This is a genomic window from Neobacillus sp. BF23-41 (genome assembly GCF_041106275.1).
Window position 1 is genome coordinate 128,817 of record NZ_JBGBPR010000006.1, and the last position, 21,053, is coordinate 149,869.

General features: G+C 38.7%; 20 protein-coding genes. 6 read left to right on the plus strand and 14 right to left on the minus strand.

Translation table 11 applies throughout. The features are described from left to right. Window positions 1-19: 19 nt before the first annotated feature. Complete coding sequence (locus AB7942_RS12120) at window positions 20-481, minus strand: DUF948 domain-containing protein (protein ID WP_088089280.1); 462 nt, start codon at window positions 479-481, stop codon at window positions 20-22. Window positions 482-704: 223 nt separating this feature from the next. On the opposite strand from AB7942_RS12120, the gene AB7942_RS12125 reads away from it, so the two are divergent. Next, window positions 705-1,820 carry an aminopeptidase gene (locus tag AB7942_RS12125; protein ID WP_369447044.1) on the plus strand — a complete coding sequence of 372 codons (1,116 nt, stop codon included), beginning with the start codon at window positions 705-707 and terminating at the stop codon, window positions 1,818-1,820. 199 nt (window positions 1,821-2,019) lie between these two features. Here the strand turns inward: AB7942_RS12125 and murC are convergent, their stop codons facing one another. From murC to AB7942_RS12155, 6 genes are all read right to left on the minus strand, one after another. Then, complete coding sequence (gene murC, locus AB7942_RS12130; RefSeq protein ID WP_369447045.1) at window positions 2,020-3,321, minus strand: UDP-N-acetylmuramate--L-alanine ligase; 1,302 nt, start codon at window positions 3,319-3,321, stop codon at window positions 2,020-2,022. Between the two features lie 234 nt (window positions 3,322-3,555). Continuing rightward, window positions 3,556-6,048, minus strand: a complete 2,493-nt coding sequence (locus AB7942_RS12135) for a DNA translocase FtsK (RefSeq protein ID WP_369447046.1) — start codon at window positions 6,046-6,048, stop codon at window positions 3,556-3,558. Between the two features lie 162 nt (window positions 6,049-6,210). Next, window positions 6,211-6,999, minus strand: a complete 789-nt coding sequence (locus AB7942_RS12140) for a DUF1444 domain-containing protein (RefSeq protein ID WP_369447102.1) — start codon at window positions 6,997-6,999, stop codon at window positions 6,211-6,213. A 95-nt stretch (window positions 7,000-7,094) separates the two neighbouring features. Continuing rightward, the gene (locus tag AB7942_RS12145) at window positions 7,095-7,409 is read right to left on the minus strand and encodes a thioredoxin family protein (RefSeq protein WP_098933329.1); all 315 of its coding nucleotides are present in this window, start codon (window positions 7,407-7,409) and stop codon (window positions 7,095-7,097) included. Window positions 7,410-7,490: 81 nt separating this feature from the next. Next, on the minus strand, window positions 7,491-7,994 hold the full coding sequence (locus AB7942_RS12150) for a DUF84 family protein (protein WP_088089285.1): 504 nt from the start codon (window positions 7,992-7,994) through the stop codon (window positions 7,491-7,493). A 60-nt stretch (window positions 7,995-8,054) separates the two neighbouring features. Beyond that, a complete protein-coding gene (locus tag AB7942_RS12155; protein ID WP_335398976.1) occupies window positions 8,055-9,128 on the minus strand; it encodes a M42 family metallopeptidase in 1,074 nt (357 codons plus the stop codon). A gap of 192 nt (window positions 9,129-9,320) precedes the next feature. On the opposite strand from AB7942_RS12155, the gene AB7942_RS12160 reads away from it, so the two are divergent. After that, entirely contained in the window at window positions 9,321-9,644 is a 324-nt protein-coding gene (locus AB7942_RS12160) for a PepSY domain-containing protein (RefSeq protein ID WP_088089287.1), read from the plus strand. Between the two features lie 42 nt (window positions 9,645-9,686). Here AB7942_RS12160 and AB7942_RS12165 read toward each other — a convergent pair whose 3' ends face one another. Both AB7942_RS12165 and trmB read right to left on the minus strand, forming a co-directional pair. Next, entirely contained in the window at window positions 9,687-10,529 is an 843-nt protein-coding gene (locus AB7942_RS12165; RefSeq protein WP_369447047.1) for a YtnP family quorum-quenching lactonase, read from the minus strand. A 98-nt stretch (window positions 10,530-10,627) separates the two neighbouring features. Next, window positions 10,628-11,269, minus strand: coding sequence for a tRNA (guanosine(46)-N7)-methyltransferase TrmB (trmB, locus tag AB7942_RS12170; protein WP_088089289.1), 642 nt, complete (start codon window positions 11,267-11,269; stop codon window positions 10,628-10,630). Between the two features lie 165 nt (window positions 11,270-11,434). Between trmB and AB7942_RS12175 the strand changes: the two genes are divergently transcribed. Continuing rightward, window positions 11,435-11,713 (plus strand): YtzH-like family protein, encoded by a 279-nt coding sequence (locus tag AB7942_RS12175; RefSeq protein ID WP_088089290.1) that lies wholly within the window; start codon window positions 11,435-11,437, stop codon window positions 11,711-11,713. Here AB7942_RS12175 and AB7942_RS12180 read toward each other — a convergent pair whose 3' ends face one another. From AB7942_RS12180 to thpR, 4 genes are all read right to left on the minus strand, one after another. After that, window positions 11,714-12,487 carry a phosphotransferase gene (locus AB7942_RS12180; RefSeq protein WP_335712604.1) on the minus strand — a complete coding sequence of 258 codons (774 nt, stop codon included), beginning with the start codon at window positions 12,485-12,487 and terminating at the stop codon, window positions 11,714-11,716. Between the two features lie 219 nt (window positions 12,488-12,706). Beyond that, window positions 12,707-14,839: a type I pullulanase gene (gene pulA / locus AB7942_RS12185; RefSeq protein WP_369447048.1), complete on the minus strand. Its 2,133-nt coding sequence runs from the start codon at window positions 14,837-14,839 to the stop codon at window positions 12,707-12,709. Further along, the gene (locus tag AB7942_RS12190; RefSeq protein WP_369447049.1) at window positions 14,826-15,809 is read right to left on the minus strand and encodes a diacylglycerol/lipid kinase family protein; all 984 of its coding nucleotides are present in this window, start codon (window positions 15,807-15,809) and stop codon (window positions 14,826-14,828) included. Before AB7942_RS12190 ends, pulA begins: the two co-directional genes overlap by 14 nt. A gap of 22 nt (window positions 15,810-15,831) precedes the next feature. Further along, a complete protein-coding gene (gene thpR / locus AB7942_RS12195) occupies window positions 15,832-16,410 on the minus strand; it encodes an RNA 2',3'-cyclic phosphodiesterase (protein WP_369447050.1) in 579 nt (192 codons plus the stop codon). A gap of 167 nt (window positions 16,411-16,577) precedes the next feature. On the opposite strand from thpR, the gene cysK reads away from it, so the two are divergent. Next, a complete protein-coding gene (gene cysK / locus AB7942_RS12200) occupies window positions 16,578-17,504 on the plus strand; it encodes a cysteine synthase A (RefSeq protein ID WP_369447051.1) in 927 nt (308 codons plus the stop codon). Window positions 17,505-17,552: 48 nt separating this feature from the next. Here cysK and dat read toward each other — a convergent pair whose 3' ends face one another. Next, a complete protein-coding gene (dat, locus tag AB7942_RS12205; protein WP_335713369.1) occupies window positions 17,553-18,425 on the minus strand; it encodes a D-amino-acid transaminase in 873 nt (290 codons plus the stop codon). Window positions 18,426-19,000: 575 nt separating this feature from the next. Here dat and AB7942_RS12210 point away from each other — a divergent pair. Both AB7942_RS12210 and AB7942_RS12215 read left to right on the plus strand, forming a co-directional pair. After that, window positions 19,001-19,222, plus strand: coding sequence for a DeoR family transcriptional regulator (locus tag AB7942_RS12210; RefSeq protein ID WP_369447052.1), 222 nt, complete (start codon window positions 19,001-19,003; stop codon window positions 19,220-19,222). Window positions 19,223-19,691: 469 nt separating this feature from the next. Next, window positions 19,692-21,047 (plus strand): amino acid permease, encoded by a 1,356-nt coding sequence (locus AB7942_RS12215; protein ID WP_369447053.1) that lies wholly within the window; start codon window positions 19,692-19,694, stop codon window positions 21,045-21,047. Window positions 21,048-21,053: the final 6 nt, after the last annotated feature.

Consider the following 21,053-nt stretch of genomic DNA (forward strand, 5'->3'; position numbering starts at 1 on the left):
TAATTTCCTCCTCTATATTCTAATGGGATCTAACCTTCTTGCCCTCGTCTAAGCTTACTCTGTTTTTTTGTTGCTTCCTAGCTTGCCACTTATCCTTTAATTCAAGAATGATATGACTCCATTGAACAATTTGCGAGACTTTTTCTTTACTTTCCTCTACTTGTTTATCTACAGATTGAGTAATGTTTTGTAAAGTCCCATTGAATTTAGTGACAGTTGTACCTACGTCTTTTACGGCTCCAACCACACTATTTAAACTATCGGATTTCTGCTTAATATCGTCAGCAAGAGCGTTTGTTTTTTGTAAAAGAATCGTGGTTTCTGCTGTAACACCTTCCAACTGTTTTTCTAATCCAGATAATGTCTTCGAAACGTTTGTAAGTGTAACCTGAAATGATTTGAGTGTTGTCGATAAAAATATGACAAGTACAAAAAACGCAATCGCTATCAAGGCTACGCTTAAGTATAAAATAATTTGCATCGTGCACCTCCGCCTTAATCCTATCAATATGTATTACCCATCAAGTATAGATATAAACCTCGCTAATTATCTTATACTACTTCCATATAATTGTCTTCATTTCCTGCCGCTTCTAATAAAAATTTCATCTCAGATTGGAAGCAGAATTTTATTTTTCAACTTTCGGCCTTTATTCGGTTACAATATGTGTGTACTTACTTAAATCTGTTGGAGGCGTAAAAATATGAAAGATCCACGTATTGAGAAACTGGCAAAAAATCTAATTAATTACTCGGTACAGCTTCAAAAGGGAGAAAAAGTTTTAATTGAAAACTTTGGACTTCAGCGTGAACTTGTGACTGCCCTCGTGAAGGAAGCCTATCTAGCAGGGGGATACCCTTTTGTGCTCTTAAAGGACCATCAAGTGGATCGCTCTCTTTTATTAGGTGCTCAGGAAGAGCAATTTAACATGATGGCAGAATTTGAAGCAAATGTGATGAGCAAAATGGATGCATACATAGGTCTTCGTTCGGGTGATAACATCAGTGAACAATCAGATGTTCCTGATGATAAAATGAAAGTCCATGGTAATACCATTGGTAAAAAGGTCCATCGTGACATCCGTGTTCCTAAGACCAAATGGGTTGTTCTTAGATATCCTACTTCGTCCATGGCCCAATTAGCAAAGATGAGTACGGAAGCATTTGAAAACTTTTACTTTGATGTTTGTAACCTTGATTATGGAAAAATGGATAAAGCAATGGATAGTCTTAAGGAGCTTATGGATCGTACTGACAAAGTACGAATTACTGGTCCAGGAACGGATCTAAGCTTTTCCATTAAGGATATTCCAGCCATTAAATGTGCAGGACGGTTAAACATTCCTGATGGTGAAGTTTATACTGCGCCTGTTAAGGACTCCGTTAATGGGGTTATCACTTATAACACTCCTTCTCCGTATCAAGGTTTTACATTTGAAAATGTGAAGCTGACTTTTAAAGGTGGGAAAATTGTAGAAGCTGAGTCTAACGATTCTAGCCGGATCAATAAAATTTTTGATACGGATGAAGGGGCCCGCTATATTGGGGAATTTGCTATTGGGGTAAATCCTTTTATCCTCAATCCAATGCAAGATATCTTGTTTGATGAAAAGATTGCTGGCAGCTTTCATTTTACTCCTGGACAATGCTATGATGATGCCTTTAATGGAAACCATTCAAATATCCACTGGGATATGGTTAATATCCAACGTCCTGAGTATGGCGGTGGGGAGATGTATTTTGATGAGGTATTAATCCGCAAAGATGGTCTGTTCGTTATTCCTGAATTAGAAGTGTTAAATCCTGAAAACCTTAAATAAAAGGAAGGATGCCAACAATTGCTGGCATCCTTCTTTTTATTTAGGCTTTGTTAAATTTGGCCGTTGATTTCCGCTCCAGGCGCGTGCGGTTCGCGGGCGGTCCGGGGAGCCTCCTCGGCCCCGTCCTCCCGCAGGAGTCTTCGCGCCTTCCGCTCCAATCAACTTGGCTATAAAATCAAAAATAACCTTTATCACAGCATTATTTAATAAGTTGTTTTTCGTATGACTCTTGGAATTTTTGAATGTCTCCAGCGCCCATGAAAATAATTACGCTGTTTTCGTATTCATTTAGTACGGATGTATTTTCTTCGGTAATTATTTCAGAACGTTCAATTCGGTCCTGGAGATCCTTTATTGATAGTTTTCCATGATTTTCACGAGCAGAGCCGAAGATCTCACACAAATAGGCTTTGTCCGCTTCACGTAAACTTTTCGCAAAGTCTTCTAAGAACGCTTGAGTGCGTGAAAAAGTATGTGGCTGGAAGACCGCCACAATTTTCCGATCCGGATATTTTTGCTTAGCTGCATCGATAGTTGCTTTAATTTCAGTTGGGTGATGAGCGTAATCATCAATTAAAATCTGTGTCCCAATTCTTTTTTCGGAAAATCTTCTTTTTACACCTTGGAAGGTAGTTAATTGGTCCTTGACTATCTCTACATTTGTTTCTTCATAATGGCACAATCCAATAACGGCAAGTGCGTTTAACACACTATGATCACCAAAGGTTGGGATGGAAAATGTATCATAGAATGTATTGCGAATAAATACATCAAAGCTCGTTCCACTTGTTGTTTTCACAATATTTTTGGCTTGATAGTCATTCTCCTCGCCAAAACCATAAAACAAGACAGGAACCTTTGCTTGGATTTTTTGAAGCTGTTCATCATCGCCATAAGCGAAGATTCCTTTTTTTACCTGAATGGCCATCTCTTGAAATGCCGAAAAGACATCATCAATATTCGCAAAGTAATCGGGATGATCAAAATCGATATTTGTCATAATCGCATAGTCAGGAAAATAAGACAAGAAGTGCCTTCTGTATTCACAGGCTTCAAATACAAAGTATTCCGAGCCCTCTTTACCTTTACCTGTTCCGTCACCAATTAAAAAAGAGGTAGGTTTAGCCCCTTCAATCACATGGGCGAGTAAACCTGTTGTAGACGTCTTACCGTGCGCACCGGTGACCGCAACACTAGTAAAGTTCTGCATAAAGTCGCCCAAAAACCGATGGTATCGCACAATAGGGAGACCTAGCTTCATGGCCTCTTTAATTTCCTCATGGGTATCTGGAAAAGCATTTCCTGCAATAATCGTCATTCCTGGCTTGATATTCTCCTTTTGAAAGGGAAGGATCGTTATCCCTGATTGTTCAAGGGCCAGTTGTGTAAAAAAGCGCTTTTCGACATCGGAGCCTTGCACTTTAAATTTCATATCATGTAGAACTTGTGCGAGTGCACTCATTCCAGACCCCTTTATACCTACAAAATGGTAAATAGTCATAGAAGAACCTCCAACAACGTCTATCTGTATAACAGTATATGACATCTGTCTGTATTTGCTAATAAGAAAAACTGAGTGCGATTGCACCCTAAAAAAACATTTACTTGTAAAAACATATTTAATAATTATAACATTGTTCATCTTGAAAAACTATTTGCGGATCTAAAATCTTTACGGCCGCACTAGTCAGTCCACTATTTATTATTTGTTCCTGTCATTAAAGAATACTATAGATTAATTATTTGCACTAGCATCTTGGATTGACTCTAAATCGGCTAAGGTAATTAAAACTTCACGTGCCTTGCTTCCATTTGCGCTGGTAATATACCCATGGGTCTCAAGCATATCCATTAACCTTGCCGCTCGGTTGTATCCTATTTTAAACCGCCTTTGCAGGCTTGAAGTGGAAGCACCGCCTTGGTCAATAATAAATTCGCAGGCTTCATAAAAAAGTTCATCTTCATTTTCGGTTACTTGTGCTTTTTTTAATAGTTCTTCTTGCTCGAACAAGTACTCTGGCTCCCGCTGCTCTCTCACATGACCCACCACTAGATCAATCTCTTCATCCGATACAAACGTTCCTTGAAGACGGACGGGTTTAGAGGAGCCGTTTTCTAAAAATAACATATCGCCGCGTCCTAGCAACTTTTCTGCACCGCTAATATCTATAATCGTCCGCGAGTCGACCTGAGAAGAAACGGAGAAGGCGACTCGTGTCGGAATATTAGCTTTAATTAATCCAGTTATTACATCCACCGAAGGTCTTTGTGTTGCCACGATGAGATGAATACCGCAGGCTCTAGCCTTTTGAGCAATCCTGCAAATTGCTTCTTCCACATCTGCTGGTGACATCATCATTAAATCGGCTAACTCATCAATGACAATAACAATGAATGGAAGTTTATCTGAATACTGTTTATGTTTTATAGCCAATTCATTAAAGCGGTTAATGTCACGAACGCCAGTATGGGCGAATAATTCGTAACGTCTTTCCATCTCCTCTACAGCCCATTTTAATGCAGCTGTTGCCGCCTTTACATCCGTTATAACTGGACTAACAAGATGTGGAATACGGTTGTATGGAGCAAGTTCCACCATTTTTGGATCAATCAGCAATAGCTTTAAATCTTCTGGGCTAGCCTTAAATAGCAAGCTAACTAAAATCGTGTTAATACAAACGCTCTTTCCTGACCCGGTCGCTCCTGCGATCAAGCCGTGGGGCATCTTCTTTAAGTCAGTTACAATCGGTTTTCCGGCAATATCAAGGCCAAGTACTGCTGTTAATGGTGACGTAGATTCTTTAAAGATGCTGCTTTGAATAATTTCGTTAATGAATACAGGTCGCGACTTTTGGTTTGGAACTTCGATCCCAATGGTATGTTTTCCGGGAATAGGAGCTTCAATCCGAATATCTCTTGCGGCAAGGCTTAACTTGATATCATCACTTAAGTTAGTTATTTTATTTACTTTCACACCTGGCTCTGGTTGGACCTCAAAGCGGGTGACGGAAGGACCTTGTGTCACATTAACAACACTTGCACCTACATTAAAGTTTTGTAAGGTTTCGTTTAAAATCTCCTCTTGCTCTAGTAACCATTTGGTATCATTCACCACAGTAACAGGAGGGTTTAGTAAACTATCTGTTGGGAATGCATAATAGTCATCATCCGTAGGTGGCAGACTCTCTTTTTCCTTGATTGGGAACAGGTCAATTACTTGACTAACCTTCTCTGCCTGCTTATTCTCAGTTGGGACCTCAGACGGCTGTTCGAGCGCTCTTTTTCGTTTTCGCTCTTCCCATTTCTGTTTATCTTGTTTTAACATCATCACATTAAATGGCAAATTAGATCGCTTCGGCGCGGGCGGTTCAGGTAAAGCCTCAACTACTTCCGCTTCCTCGATGGATTCTGTTGAAACTGCAATTAATTCTTTTACTTCCTCTATTGAATCTTCTTCTTGTGTTACTTCTTCTGTTGATTCTTCTTCCTGTGTTACTTCCTCTGTCGCTTCTTCTTCCTGTGTTACTTCCTCTTCAACTTCAACCAATTCTATCTGAATTTCTGGCATTGGAATTGGAACAATCTCTTCGATCGTGTGTTCCAGCAGTTCAGATGATGGCTTTTCTTCGATAAGGCCCACTTGTTCTTCTTGATTAATTTCTAACCAAGTTGTTTCCACCTCTAGCTGTTCCTCATCGTTTACAAATGGTACAGTTTTCTCCGTTTCGGTCATCGTTTCTTTTGAAACAACTAAACTATCAAACCGATTTTCAACAACATCGTTTAAGAAATGGCTTAATTCATGCTCGACTATGATATCCGTATTCTTAGGCCGCTGATTAAATCCAAAAACAGGCGAAGGAATTTCTGTCGGTTGGAAGGGACCCTTCTTTTTAGGCAGCGGCTCTTGTTTGCTTTTAGGCACTTCCTTTTTGACTGTTTGAACCACAGACTTTTCCGTCATTTTTCCTTTTTCCGGAAGCCGCTCTGTTCGTTTTTGACGCAATGTTTCTTCCTTCACTTTCTGAGTTACCTTAGGAATGGGTGTATAAGAAGAACGATTGCTTCCCTTTGGGTATTGATAGGATATTTTTGTATCCAAATCCTTTAGATTTTCATATTTGTTTAGTAACGGCGGACCTTCATGTTTATGTAAAATGTAACCGTCAAATTCTTCATCATCTTCCTCTTTTTTTAATCTTTGAAAAAAGTTTTGGAACCAGCTCAAAACTATCACTCTTTCTACTTTCAACTTTCACTATCACTCTATTTTATCAGTTTTTCATATTTTTTCGACATAATTCTTTGAAATGAGTCAAAATACATGCAGACTAACATCGCGCAATGAAAAAGGATCACCTTTCTTGATGTGATCCTTTTTCTATTTTGATTATTTATTTTTCCCTAAAATAAAAATAGGTTCTAATTCACCATTTTCATATAAAAATGAAAGGGCAGTGATTGGTACATGACCGTTTGCGAAAAAGCTCATCGTCATTTGCGCTAGCACATCATAGCCTCTGTCATTACGAATATCAGCGATCATTAATACATCCTGATGTGGAACAGCAAGTACCATCGTACCAGTAAATTGCTTCTCCATTTCATGTAAGAATCCCTTATTTAAGATCCTGCTTGCATCGTATCCATCATTGGTATTGAGGAAGTAAAAACTATTGCCAGCCACTTGGTCTTCTTTTAAAGGAGTCGACAGGGATCTTACATTAAATAAGGCAATTTCCTTAATCCTTTTAGCTTCCCAGCCCTCTTTAGCCATGATACGTGAGTCAATTAGCCGATACGTACTGCCTTGATCATACGCATAATAAATTTTTGTTTCCGCTGTGTGGTCGTCAACTAAGAATGGCACACCCTCTTCTGCTTCTGATGGGAAAGAAGTGGAGCGGATAACGGGAAAGATTTTTTTCTCATGATTGGTTAATTGAATGTCGTCTTCCATGGCACGGAGGCCTTCTTCGATATAATAAACGACTTCATCAATGGCTTTTTCCTTTTCACTATGCCATTTGGCAATAATCCCAGGTAATGCTACTGTTATACCTTTACCGGTCACTTTACTTTCAAATCGAAGTTGGTCTTTCTCACGGTCATAAGTTATTAAACGATCTTTTCTTGCCAAGCGCTGTTCTAATTCACTTTTCATTTTTCTGCTATCCATTTTCACCTTTTAATCCCTCCATTTTAGGAGCTACACAGCTTATTTTACAATAAAAACCCTCCATCTCAAAAGGTGATGGAGGGTTTCGGACTTTTTTATTTCAAACCCGAAATAAAACCTTCAATTTCTTCTTGCGTTTTTCGGTCCTTACTTACGAATCGACCCAGCTCTTTCCCATTTTCAAAGGCAATAAAGCTCGGGATCCCAAAGACGTCTAATTGCTGACATATTTCAATAAACTGATCACGGTCTACATGAATGAATGTATACTCATTAAATTTGGATTCTACTTCTGGTAGAACCGGCTCGATCACGCGACAATCGGGGCACCAGCCTGCAGAAAACATGAAGATCGTTTTCCCATGATCGCGCAGCTGTTCAAATTGCTCAACTGATTCTAAATTCTTCAAATTCAACGCCTCCATTTGAATATATGACCTTTTTCGTAACATCTTCACAAATCATATCAGCCCTGCTGCATTTCAGTCCAATTATTTGCTCCTTTGATATTGTCCCACTAAAAGGTTCATAACATGAGTAAACATTTCAGAACGATTGACCATTCCATTTGTAAAAATCCCGACTGCTCCTTCTTGTTTCCTTACATTTTCCTTTTTCGCATAATCTTCCATAACCGGTCCGAGTTCTTCACCTGCCCTTAATCGAATGGCTATTTCTTCAGGCAGAGGGAGTCTTGCTCCACCTGCAATAATCGGCTCCCTCCCAATTGATACAAGAGCCCCCCAGTTACAAATAAGCAAACCGTAACTCGTTTCCTGGACGCCTCCCTCAAGTCCAATCCCAATATCTCCATTTCCCTGCTTTAAGGCAGTTGCCGCTCGATTAATGGCTCCTCTTATCGTTTCTTCGTCGGAAAAAGGCTGCTCGCTGACACCCGATGGGATATCTAAGGAAACAAACTCATCTTCATGAGAAAAACAGTTTTTTACTGCAGTAATTTTAGCTGGGTTCTTTGATCCAATGATAATTTTCATTATAGTAACTCCTTTAGACATAGTAAAAGGAGGCATATTGTAAAATGCCCCCCATTAAAATTAGCTGTTGGCTTTAATGGAATCGACCGTTGTTTGGTCACAAGCCTTGACTAGTTTAACAATTAACTCTTTAGCCGCTGCATAATCATCAACATGAACAATGGAAGCATGCGTATGAATATACCGAGAACAAATACCAACGACAGCACTTGGAACGCCCTCATTCGATTGATGGACACGACCTGCATCTGTTCCACCCTGTGAAACAAAATATTGGTAACGGATATTATGTGTTTCCGCTGTATCTAGTACAAACTCTCTCATCCCGCGATGAGTAACCATTGACCGGTCAAGGATCCGGAGCAAGGCCCCTTTGCCTAATTGGCCAAACTCTTGTTTATCTCCTGTCATATCGTTGGCAGGACTTGCATCCAGTGCAAAAAAGAGGTCAGGTTTAATCATATTAGCGGCAGTTTGGGCACCACGTAAGCCTACTTCTTCTTGCACCGTTGCACCTGAATAGAGAGTATTTGGCAAGGTTTCATCTTTAAGTTCTTGAAGCAATTCAATCGCTAAACCACAGCCGTAGCGATTATCCCATGCTTTAGCTAATATTTTTTTCGGATTAGCCATTGGAGTAAATGGACAAATAGGCAAAATCGCCTGACCTGGCTTAATCCCAATTCGTTTTGCATCTTCACGATCATCTGCGCCGATATCAATCAGCATGTTTTTAATTTCCATTGGTTTGTTGCGTTTTGCATCGTCTAATAGATGTGGTGGAATGGAACCAACGACACCAATCACCGGACCATTATTTGTCATTACTTGAACCCGCTGGGCAAGAATAACCTGACTCCACCATCCGCCAAGCGGCTGAAAACGAAGCATTCCATTATCCGTTATAGCAGTCACCATGAAGCCCACTTCATCCATATGACCGGCTACCATTACGGTTGGACCAGTCTCCGTACCTCTTTTCACACCAAAGATGCTGCCAAGATTGTCTTGAACAATTTCATCTGAGTATTGTGACAGTTGTTCTCTCATGAATTTTCTTACTAAGTGTTCATTTCCAGAGGCACCTGGAAGCTCTGTTAACGTTTGAAAAAGCTTTAAGGTTTGTTCATTCATTTTTTTTGAGGCTCCTTTGGATTTCTTTGGTAGTTTATGTAGATATTTTTATATTACAGAACTTCGATTTCTCTTTCCAACAATTGAATTTAATATTTGTCATATTATGTTCCACATGGCAAATACGATATACTAAAGAAGAGAATTCTTGATAGTAATCTTTTCCAAATTTATTTTTTTGGAGGTCCTGTTATGAATTGGAAGTCGTTTTTCCTCGGTGCAGCAGTTGGTATTATCGGTGGATTTGCTGCTAAAGAAATGATTAACTGTAAGACCAATGTTTCACCTGAAAAAGTATTAGAACAAGTCAAAAAACAATTTAATCAGAATGGGCCGATTAGCGGGTCATGGATACATATGGAAGCAGAGCCGTATGAAAAGCAGCAAATCAATTATCGTGTTTACAAAGGTGGTATTTCTAAAAACAACAATGGCACAAACGAACAATTTGAATTCATTGCTGATGCCCAAACAGGGACACTTTTGGACGTGCGTAATTTATCTAGTGTTTCTTAGTCAAAATAGCCGTTCCTTAAAAGGGATACGGCTATTTTTCTTTTAACTTTCCCTTTTTATGCTCTCCACTATTTGCTTTCCGTCAGCGTCCCATTTCACTGCCCGGTAATAGGCATCATGATAAAAGCTGTACCATGCATTTTTTTTAAAGCCGTATGGCAACCATTTTTCCTTTGCCGTTATTGAGGTCATAGGGTAATCATCATAGGCCATTACCCATAATACCGGTTGGTGGGCATGTGTTGCCATCAGATCTGCCATATGAATTAACATTTCTCCCTCGTCCTCTACGATAAGGATGGAATGTCCATCACTATGCCCGCCCGTATGGACCATTGTAATCGCCCCTAAATTCCAGTTTTCCTTGAAAGGAACCACCTGTGATTCAATGGCTTCCCAGTTTTCTGTCCAGTATGTATTTTTCGAACGAATGTTGGGGTTACGCATTTCGTCCCATTCTACTTGTGAGGTAATAATTTGTGCATTGGGAAATGCAGAAACATATTGTTCATTTTCAAACTTGGTTAGGCCGCCTGCATGGTCAAAATGCATATGGGTCATCAGGATGTAATCGATCTCCTCTGCTTTTAACCCTAATTTTATTAATGATTCATCAAGCTCCGATTCCTTGGTGACTCCAAAATTTCTTAATTGCTTTTCCGTTAACTTTCCTTTTCCGATACCGGTTTCTACTAAGAAATTCTTTCCATCCATTTGAAGTAACATGGGATCTGTTGGCAATTCAATTTGATTTTTCACATTGGGTGGATATTTCTTAGACCATAACTCTTTTGGAACAACCCCAAACATGGCACCACCGTCTAAATTGGTTACCCCTCCAGATAACCAAGTCAATGTTACGCCGCCTATTTTTAATGTTTCCAACTTTCCATCCCCCTTTGTGCCTTTTTCTATATATTAACATTGACTAACTATTTAGAGAAACGAAAAAGGACAGTTCAAAATTGAACTGTCCCTAAAATTTAGTTTTGATACTTTACTTCACAACGATAAATGCGACTTCCTTTTTCTGAAAATTTCTCTTCATACTCTGTCATGATGTTACCTTCATAATCACTTTTATGAAGATCTAGACTAATGTACTTTAATAATAAACCGTACTCCGAAAAGCTCATTAAAGAATTTTCAAATAACCCTTGGTTGTCGGTTTTGAAATGGATTTCTCCACCATTAACCATAATATCCTCATAAAGCTTCAAGAAATCCTTATATGTTAATCTTCTTTTTCTATGACGATATTTTGGCCATGGGTCAGAAAAGTTTAAATAGACTTGGTCCACATCATTCTTTGTAAAGTATTTTGCTAAATCATTTGCATCTACGTTAAGAAGCCTGAGGTTCGGTAAATCGGCTTCAATTAAGCGGTCCAAAGCTGTAATGATGACACTGTCGTATATTTCAATCCCAATATAATTAATCCCCGGATTTGCTTTCGCCATTTCCGTAATAAATTGACCTTTTCCTGTACCCACTTCAATATGAAGTGGATGATCGTTTTCAAATACTTCATGCCATTTTCCTTTATATTGTTCTGGATTGGCAACTATATATTGGGGATGCTGCTCTATTTTTTCCTTTGCCCAAGGTTTATGTCTGACTCTCATTTATGACACTCCTAAAAAAATAATATTGTTTACTACATATCATGCACCATTTGTCCTTACAAGTTTAACTATATGGAAATAAGATGATGCATAAACAAAAAAAGAATTCACAACCTAACAGTGTGAGTTCTTTTTTTTAAATAACACTTGAGAGGGTGTACATTCATGCCATTAAGTCATGGTGACCAAGTTACATTATTAAAAGATATATTAAACAATCATCAAACAGATTGCTGCGGGTCCGTTTCAGAATGTGAACAACTGGAACGCTTAGTGAAATCCCTAATGGTTAATACACAGGTTGATCAAAATGTTAAAAATATCTTACAGGAAGTATATCAGTACAGCCAACATGGGGTTGGCACAGCAGATTTAGATCAACACATCTTATCAAACCAAGAAAATTTATCCAATTGGGTTAGCGATATTGGTCAGTTTTCTTAACTAGAGAATTCCATCTAAGAACTTTATCCATTTGTTCATTTCTTCCAAGCGATTTTTATTTTTATACCATTGGATAGAAGAAAGCGTTTGAATGGTCACATACCATTTCATGCGCAGTCTTAGGTTGTCTGTCAGCTTTTTTCCGTAAAGCTTAAGCCAATCCTGCCAATTTTCTTCTGGAATATACCAATAAAGGAGCAGCCCTAAGTCAATGGCGGGGTCGGCAATCATTGCCCCGTCCCAATCAATCAAGTACAACTGGTTGTCTTCTGCAAGCAGCCAATTGTTATGGTTGACATCACCATGACAAACCACCTTTTCATCGCAATAAACATTTAAAGCTTCTTTTTTTAAAAAGTTCATTGCTTTTTGCGATTCAGGCATTAGGAGTACCTCTTCATCTAACTCGTTTGCAACTCTTTGCAATAACGGTTCAGGATGCATTGGAGAGCTCTCTAATCGACTTAACATTCCTAGCATTGGCTCGGAGCAATGAATTTTCTTAAGCAGTCTCGCCACGAGTTCTTGGTTCATTTCAGACGGCTTTAACTCTCTGCCGGGAAGCCACTGCTGTGCAGTTATGACGTCTCCACTTTCCAACCGTTTTGTCCAAACAAGCTTTGGGACGATGCCTTCTGCTGAGAGTACAGCAAGGAACGGAGAAGAATTCCGCTTTAAAAAAAGCCTTTGGTCTTTATGTTTCGCATAAAAGGCTTCACCTGTTTTGCCTCCAGCAGGGGTAATTTCCCATTCTTGTCCTAGTATATGATCCAAAATTGCTCACCTTCAATTTATGCCGTTCTAATGGGCTCATTCCCCTTATTTCTAAGAGGTAAAACCTGCGCTGCCGGAAGGTCCTATATTACCACAGTTTCATTAACAGCTTTTTATTTTTAAGAAATAAAAAAAAGCTATTGAAACCATTGCACACAATAGCCATCTTAATAAATTTTATCTCGGAATACCTTTTTTCGTCAAGTAAATCTGAAGAAACTATTTTTTCAGCAAAACATTTATGGAAACTGGCTCTATCAAAACTTCGCCACCATGCAAAATCTTTTTGGAGGAAATTTCAGCTTGTTCATGGTCAGCTAAAACAGCCCAGTCCCCTTCTGGTATCGAAATCGCTTGCTTCTTTGACGAAGGATTAATTAATAAGATTACATCATTTTCCCTATTAAACAAATACCCCAACATCGGTGCTGCTAATGGTAATTGGCGTATATTTGCACGGATTTCAGCAGAAGTTCTCATTCGGAAAAAAGAAAGAGATTTACGGATTTGAATAAGTCCTTTAATATATTTTACGTTTTCTTTATATATAATCTTTCTATCCCAATCCAGTTGATTGATTGGATCAGGAGAACGATAACTATTTCCATCACCCTTTTTTGTTCGAAAAAACTCTTGGCCGCTGTGGAGAAATGGAATTCCTTGTGATAATAAGACAATACTCGTTGCGAGACGATGATATTTCATTCGTAACGAATCCTCTGCATCGGGGAGACAGGCAATAAGTTTATCCCACATTGTATGATTATCATGGCACTCCACATAGTTCACAGATTGAAAAGGTTCATTAAAAAGGGCCAACCCCTGTTTCGTAAAACCGATACTGCCCGTTATAACCTCATTAGCGGCCTCAACATAGTGCTCATTTCCTAAGGCAAAGCCTTTATCAAACAAGTTAAATGAACTACCTTTTATACAATCACGATATTTATCATTGAATTGAGCTATTTGTGGCATTTTTGCCTGATTTGCTATTGTTGCTTTCTGCTCAACTGGAAGAGGTGTGTTGAGACTCCAGCCTTCACCGATGATGATTGTTCCTTCTGACAGGCTGTCGCACACTTTCCTTACCTCGTTCATGGTCTCTACATCCAATATCCCCATCAAATCAAAGCGAAAACCATCGATATGATATTCCTCCAGCCAATAACGAATCGAATCAACAATATATTTTCTGACCATTTTTCGTTCTGATGCAATGTCATTCCCAACCCCAGTACCGTTGGAGGGGAGTCCAATTTCGTTATGACGGAAATAATAACCCGGGACCACCTTTTCAAAGGAGGAATTCTCACGGATGTAAACATGATTATAAACCACATCCATAATCACTCGTAGTCCAAGACTATGAACTTGATCAATTAACTGTTTTAACTCCATGATTCTTGAATATGGATCGGCAGGATTCGTTGAATAGCTTCCTTCGGGAGCATTGAAATGGAGAGGATTATATCCCCAATTATATTCATTATTTGGTTGCAGTTCATCGACGCCAGCAAAATCATGGAAGGGGAGGAATTCTATATGGGTAATACCAAGGTCTTTTATATAAGATAATCCTGTAGGTTCATCGTCTATCCCTTTTGTATTTAGCTCGCCCGCACCTAGATAAAGTCCTTTATTCTTTACACCACTTTTAGGGTGAATCGTTAAGTCTCTGATATGTGTTTCATAAATAATTGCATCTACGGCATTTTCAATAGCGGGTAAGTTAGGACGCGGCCTATGTGTTTTCTCAAGCCTCACAATCACTCCAAACTCGCCATTGACCGACACAGCCTTAGCATAAGGATCTGTAGCCTCTCGCCATTCTTGATTAACTAGGATGAGGAAACTATATTGATAGAATTCTAATTCACGGTTGACAGTAACAGACCATATGCCGCGATCCTCTCGTTTCATTTTTACAATTTCTGAAAAACTGCTATTAGCAGGACGTAACTTTAATTTAACTTGTGTGGCGGTTGGGGCCCATAGCTTAAAACAGGTTTGGCCAGCATGAAAGGTAACACCAAGGTCATTACCGTCATAATAGAATTTCTCGTCAAAGGCGTCCGTTCGAATCACTGCACCAATATGCAGGTCTGTTTTCCCGCCATGTTCATCAATAATCACATATTGTTTTTCAAAGGAATAATCTTTTGAAAATTCACAAATATATTTCATATTATTATCTATTTGTCTTTTCTCGATGATTTTCAAGGGATGTTCTTGAAAATCACTAGAAATCAAGAAAGTGGATGACAAACCGTGATGATAGGAAAGTGGTAGAAGAATCGTAATGATCTTCATCTCATCTAGATAGGCAAAGAAATTTCGGTCAGTAGCAATCATTCGAGTCCCTCTCTTTCAACTCCACTTCTTCCGGACGTTTTATTCTCGACAACACTTCCAAAGCTCTTGCTTGAAGATGTATATTCAAAGGAGTAAATCCAATATGCTCCCCATCTGCGTGAACAAAAAGGGTTGAAGGGGATTGGATAGAAACATCCTTTCCTTTATAAGTTTTCACTTCTTTAAAATGGATGTGCTTCCCCCAAAACACACTGATAAAAACGAGTAACAGCTTCCACCTTGATAATCGTTGAACAACGGTTATATCAAAAAGTCCATCATCAGGCTCGGCCACAGGGGCAATTTTCATTCCACCGCCATAATATGGTTGATTGGAAACCGTTACAAACCATGTTTGTTCAAATATATGCTTTTCTCCGTCAATTGATAAATCAATTGTTGAGGTTTTATAAGTAAATAATTTTTTTAATAGAAAATAAACATAAACCAACCTGCCCAACGAAAGTTTATTGAGTAAAGCCTTCATCCGGGATTGATTAACTTCATAAGAAATGATTGCATCAAACCCAGCACCCATATTGTTAATAAAATATTGCTGATTCGAATCATCCATGGTAATTTTCCCAATATCAATAGGCAGACCCTTATGTTTCGCGAGGCGGAGAATCACTGCTATTGCTTCCACGGGGTCGACAGGAATTTGAAAACCTCTGGAAAAATCATTTCCAGACCCACCAGCGATAAATCCCAGTGTAATATTATTATCCTTCACTGCTCCATTTACCACTTCATGCATCGTTCCATCTCCGCCAACAGCGATGATCATCTTTTGCTCAGGGTTCTTTAACGCAATTTGGCTGGCAAGGATATTGGCATGGCCTGGATATTCGGTAAAGAATGCAAGGTAGGACACCTGTTCACCTTTGAGTTGCTGTTCCACCCGTTCCCAAATCTTAAAGCAGTGGCCATTTCCAGCTTTTGGATTAATAATAAAGTAAATTTGTTTCATATTACCAACCTTTATTTTAATTTTATGTTTTTGTGTAATTTAAAGGATATATTTTTAGGGCTTCATACTTGGGTATTTTGTTAAGGTTTGTCCGATATAATACTACTTCACTTGCTTCAAATGAAAGAGGGTTAGGCTGAAGTTCTTCCCATAAATCAAGCATTTCCTTTTGGAAAGGATAGACTCCGCCCCACTTTCTAGCAAGTGTTATATGAGGTCGAAAGGGTCTGGTTTCAAGTTGAAACCCTGCATTCTCACAAGCAGAAAACACCTTTTTTCTGATCGTTTGTAAATGTTTGCTTTCCTCGGTATCGGCCCAAAAAACACGAGGAGAATCAGCACTTCCGAAAAATCCAAGTTTGTTGATTTTCAGGGTGAATGCCTTCTCATCTTTAAGGGCATCCTTAACATTATTTTCTGCAAGTGTAAGTTTATCAGGTGGAGCACTGCCTAGAAATGCTAGGGTTATATGCAAATCTTGATAATGAACCCAGCGGCTAAATGGTATTCGTTCCTTTATTTTTTCCATATGTTCTTGCATCGTAAATTTTGTTTGTTCTGGTATTCTTACGGCAAAGAAAAAATGGGATCGATGTTCCATTGTTATCTTCCTTTCTTTAGTTAATTTTAGTCTATTTTGTCCTAAATGTATCTATTAGCAAACAGACAATTACCCGATATTTTTTACATAGAGCATAAATTTATTTATTATTAGATAGGAAACTATAAATTAAGAACTTACTACAAGGTATTGAAAGGAAGGTCCCTATGAAAGTAGTCAACAATATCGCTGAATTAATCGGAGATACACCATTAGTGAAACTAAATCGCTTAGCACCAAAGGACGGGGCCTCGGTTTATTTAAAACTGGAGTACTTTAATCCCAGCAAGAGCGTTAAAGACCGGGCAGCTTTTAATATGATTATCGAAGCAGAAAAGGCTGGAAAATTAATAGCAGGTTCAACGATTATTGAGCCGACCAGTGGAAATACAGGGATTGGCCTTGCCATGAATGCTGCTGCTCGCGGCTATAAATCGATTATCGTGATGCCCGATACGATGACACAAGAACGAATCAGCATCCTAAGGGCATACGGGGCTGAGGTTGTTCTTACACCTGGGGCTGAAAAAATGCCCGGAGCTATCCAAAAAGCACTTGAATTAGCAAGTGAGATTCCAAATAGTTTTGTCCCCATGCAATTTGAAAATCCCGCAAATTCAGATGCGCACCGATTCACTACTGCTGTTGAAATTATCAAAGCGATGAAGGAAATCGGTAAACCGCTGGCAGCTTTTGTCGCAACAGCTGGAACTGGAGGAACCATCACTGGCACAGGGGAAACATTAAAGGAGCATTATGAAAATTTAACCGTCCATGTTGTCGAACCGAAAGGCTCACCTGTTTTATCCGGCGGAAAACCAGGTAAACACAAGCTGGTTGGAACAAGCCCAGGTTTTATCCCAGTTATTCTTAATCAAGATGTCTATGATGAAATTCATCAAATCAATGATGAAGATGCCTATGATATCGCACGTCGGTTGGCTGTCGAAGAAGGAATTCTAGTCGGACCATCCTCTGGCGGTGCTTGCTTCGCCGCATTGGAAGTTGCCAAACGTTTAACTCCAGATGATGTGGTCGTTTGTATTGCTTGTGATACGGGGGAACGATATTTATCCAGTGATCTATTTCAATAGTAATTAAAAAAGACGTGGACACTTTACTTGTGTTCACGTCTTTTTTAATTAATTAAGGGTTTTATCTTTAAGTGCCCCGCATTGTTTTTCAATTTCTTGCTCAAATGCTTCTTGCAGCCTTCGTGTAACAGGTCCTGGTATACCCTCAGCAACTTCTTTCCCATCCACTTCAATAATCGGCATTACCTCTGAAGTAGTACTTGATAGGAACACTTCATCGGCAGAGGCCAATTCATCAAGTGTAAATATTCGTTCTTCCACCACAATATTATTACTAGTACAAATCTGCAATATTACATCCTTTGTAATTCCTTTTAAAATTAAGTTATCCGACGGATGCGTGATAACAACACCATTTTTGACAATATAGATATTCGACGAACTTCCTTCGGTAACATTGCTGCTGCGATGTTGGATCGCCTCAAAGCAACCTTCAACAGCCGCTTTTTGTTTCGCTAATAGATTGCCTAGCAAATTCAAACTTTTTATGTCACATCGCAGCCAACGAATATCTTCTGTTACGATAGTTTTTACTCCCTTCTTCAAACTTTCCAAAGGTCTGAGCGCTTCCTTTGTGTAAGCTACAAGGCTGGGAGTTATATTTTCCGCCGGAAACGCATGATTACGAGGGGCGACTCCTCTCGTAATTTGCATATAAATGGTCCCTAACTGAAGATTATTTTTTGCAACAAGCTCTTCTAACAATTTCGTTAAATGCTCCATAGTATACGGGAGTACAATCCCAATACTATCCAAGCTTTTCACAAAACGATTCATGTGTTCCGTTCCTGTGAACATTTTTCCGTTGTAGACACGGATAACTTCGTATACACCATCACCAAATTGATAGCCGCGATCTTCCACATCAACCTTTGCTTCTGAACGCTCAATAATTTCCCCATTCAAGATTGCAAATTTCATTCTCCCATATCCCCTTTTTATTTTTTATTCATTCATGGCCAATTCAAAATAAATCCTGTGTGTCCGTAATCAGGGACTGTTTTCTTTTTTCAACTTCACTCAACCAATCAATCTTCCTCAGATGTAAATCCTCCTATCGTTGATGAATTCACTTCCACCATAACAATATCATTATTGTAAATATTTTATCAATTTTGCTTCAATAAACGTTGTTTTTTTATTATGCAAAAAATAAATCAACTAATTTAACTAAAAATTCAAATAATTAGTCATAATCCATACATTATCGCCCATAACCTATAGTAAGAGTATGGTAAGGGAGGGCGAAAATCCGAACGATTTTTGTAAATATTAGATGTTTATTTTGTAAATTTAAGTATATTGGTGGAAATTTTCTGATTTTGTGGTTACAATAAGGTTAGATGTAAGACATCTAAGTATCCACAGTAATCATCCATGAAAAGGAGATGTCTGCGCGGAAAAGAAAACTACATATTCTTGAAGAGGAATCTTCAAATAGGCTGTCGGTAGCAGGGTATTGCCATGGGTTTGAAAAAAGGATAGGGAGTGGTTCTTTGAAACCTTCAACTAACCGGATGTTAAACCGCATCAAATGTATCTACATGTTTATCCGCAATAACGGCACTGTTTCTACGCAAGAACTTGTAGAGGAATTTGGTATCACTCCTCGCACCATTCAACGAGATTTAAATGTCTTAGCCTATAATGACTTGGTAATTAGCCCAAGCCGCGGAAAATGGACGACAACACAAAAGAGAGTAAAAATTTCTTCTTAATAAGAAAATAAATGAGCATAATTTCATAAAAAAGCACGCGAGCCCATCTCGCGTGCTTTTTGTTTGTCTAAAATCAATGGTGCTCATGTACTTGGTTCGTGATTTTTTGATATTCCTGTTCACTTAGGATCCCTAGTTTTCTAAATACATATGAATAAATGAAAATCCTCCGTTGCAATCGAGGGGTTACGAACATATTAATCATCTCCTGCCTTAATTAATTATATTCGCCATTCCAAACAAAGTTTCCTTCAACCAAAAAAAATTCTTATGGATAATATTTTAACCCTTTAGCAAGATTATCATGGGATGGGATGGGCTAAGCTTTTCCAGAAACAGAAATATGGATACACTGAAAAATTTTCGACACTAATTGACAGTTTTCAATAGTATGGTAGTATATTAATATCAAAAAATACTTTAGCGCTTAAAAGCGTCTAAGCAAAAAAGATAAGTGGGTAGGAATAACATGAAAAATAATCATCAGAACTTACAAAAAGGATTATTACCGAGGCATGTCCAGTTTATAGCATTAGCTGGTATGATTGGTACGGGGATTTTTAAAGGGAGTTCCGACACCTTGGCGATTGCAGGACCAAGTGTTGTAATTGCCTATTTAATTGGCGGCCTTTTACTATTTATCATAATGGCGGCCTTAGGGGAAATGGCGATTGCTTTTCCAAATTTAAATGTACAGCATTTAGTAAACAAAGCATTTGGATTCCAGGTTTCATATATCGTGGGATGGCTTTACTGGATCAACTGGATTCTTGTTACGGTTGTTGAATTATTAGCAGCGGGAAGTTTCCTACAATTTTGGTTTCCTACAATACCATTATGGGTGTTAAGTTTCCTTTGCGCAGTTATAATCGTAGGAATTAATTTAACACAAGTAAAAAATTATGGGGAACTTGAATTTTGGTTTGCTGGAATTAAAATCATAGCGCTGATAGCGTTTATCATTTTAGGCTTTTCACTCCTATTAGGAATTATTCCAAGCTCGATCCAGGATCCGCTCGCTAACTACACAGGACATGGCGGATTTTTCCCGCATGGAATTGGTGGAACATTAAGCGCCTTTTTAGTGGTCATGTTTTCGTATGGTGGTGCGGAGTTAATTGGGGTCGCTGTTACCGAGACAAAAGATGCTGAGCGAGTATTGCCAAAGATTATTAAAGGGGCAGTTTGGCGCGTCATTATTTTTTATATATTACCAATTCTAATCATTTGTGGACTCATGCCTTGGGACAAGGTTACAGGTGCAGACAGTCCTTTCGTTCAGGTCTTCAGTACAACAGGGTTGCCCGGAGCAGCACATATTATGAATTTTGTCCTGCTGACAGCCGTACTTTCCGCTGCAAATTCAGGTATTTATGCGACATCCAGAACACTGTTTTCCATGGCACAAAGTGGCGTTGCACATAGGGGGTTAGCAAAACTCTCTGCAAAGGGAATTCCATTAACAGGAATAATGCTTACAAGTATATGTATACTAGCAGGTGTTTACCTAGCCTATCTAACACCTAGTCAGGTAATCGGCTATCTCATGACCATTCCAGGGTTTACGGTCATGCTACTCTGGATTAGTATTTGTGCAGCTCAGTTAAAACTAAGACCACTTTACAAAAGTCAACCGGCATTTAACGTAAAATGGTTTCCATATACGACCATCTTCGCCATTGTATCTTTAAGTATTATCTTTATTGGATTTGTGTTTAATCCAAATAATCTAATTGGTACAACCGTTAGCTTGGTAACGATTGGCTTTCTAATCATTCTCTCTTTTATTGTTAGACGAAATGGTACGAATGAAATCATCGCTTAAAAAATA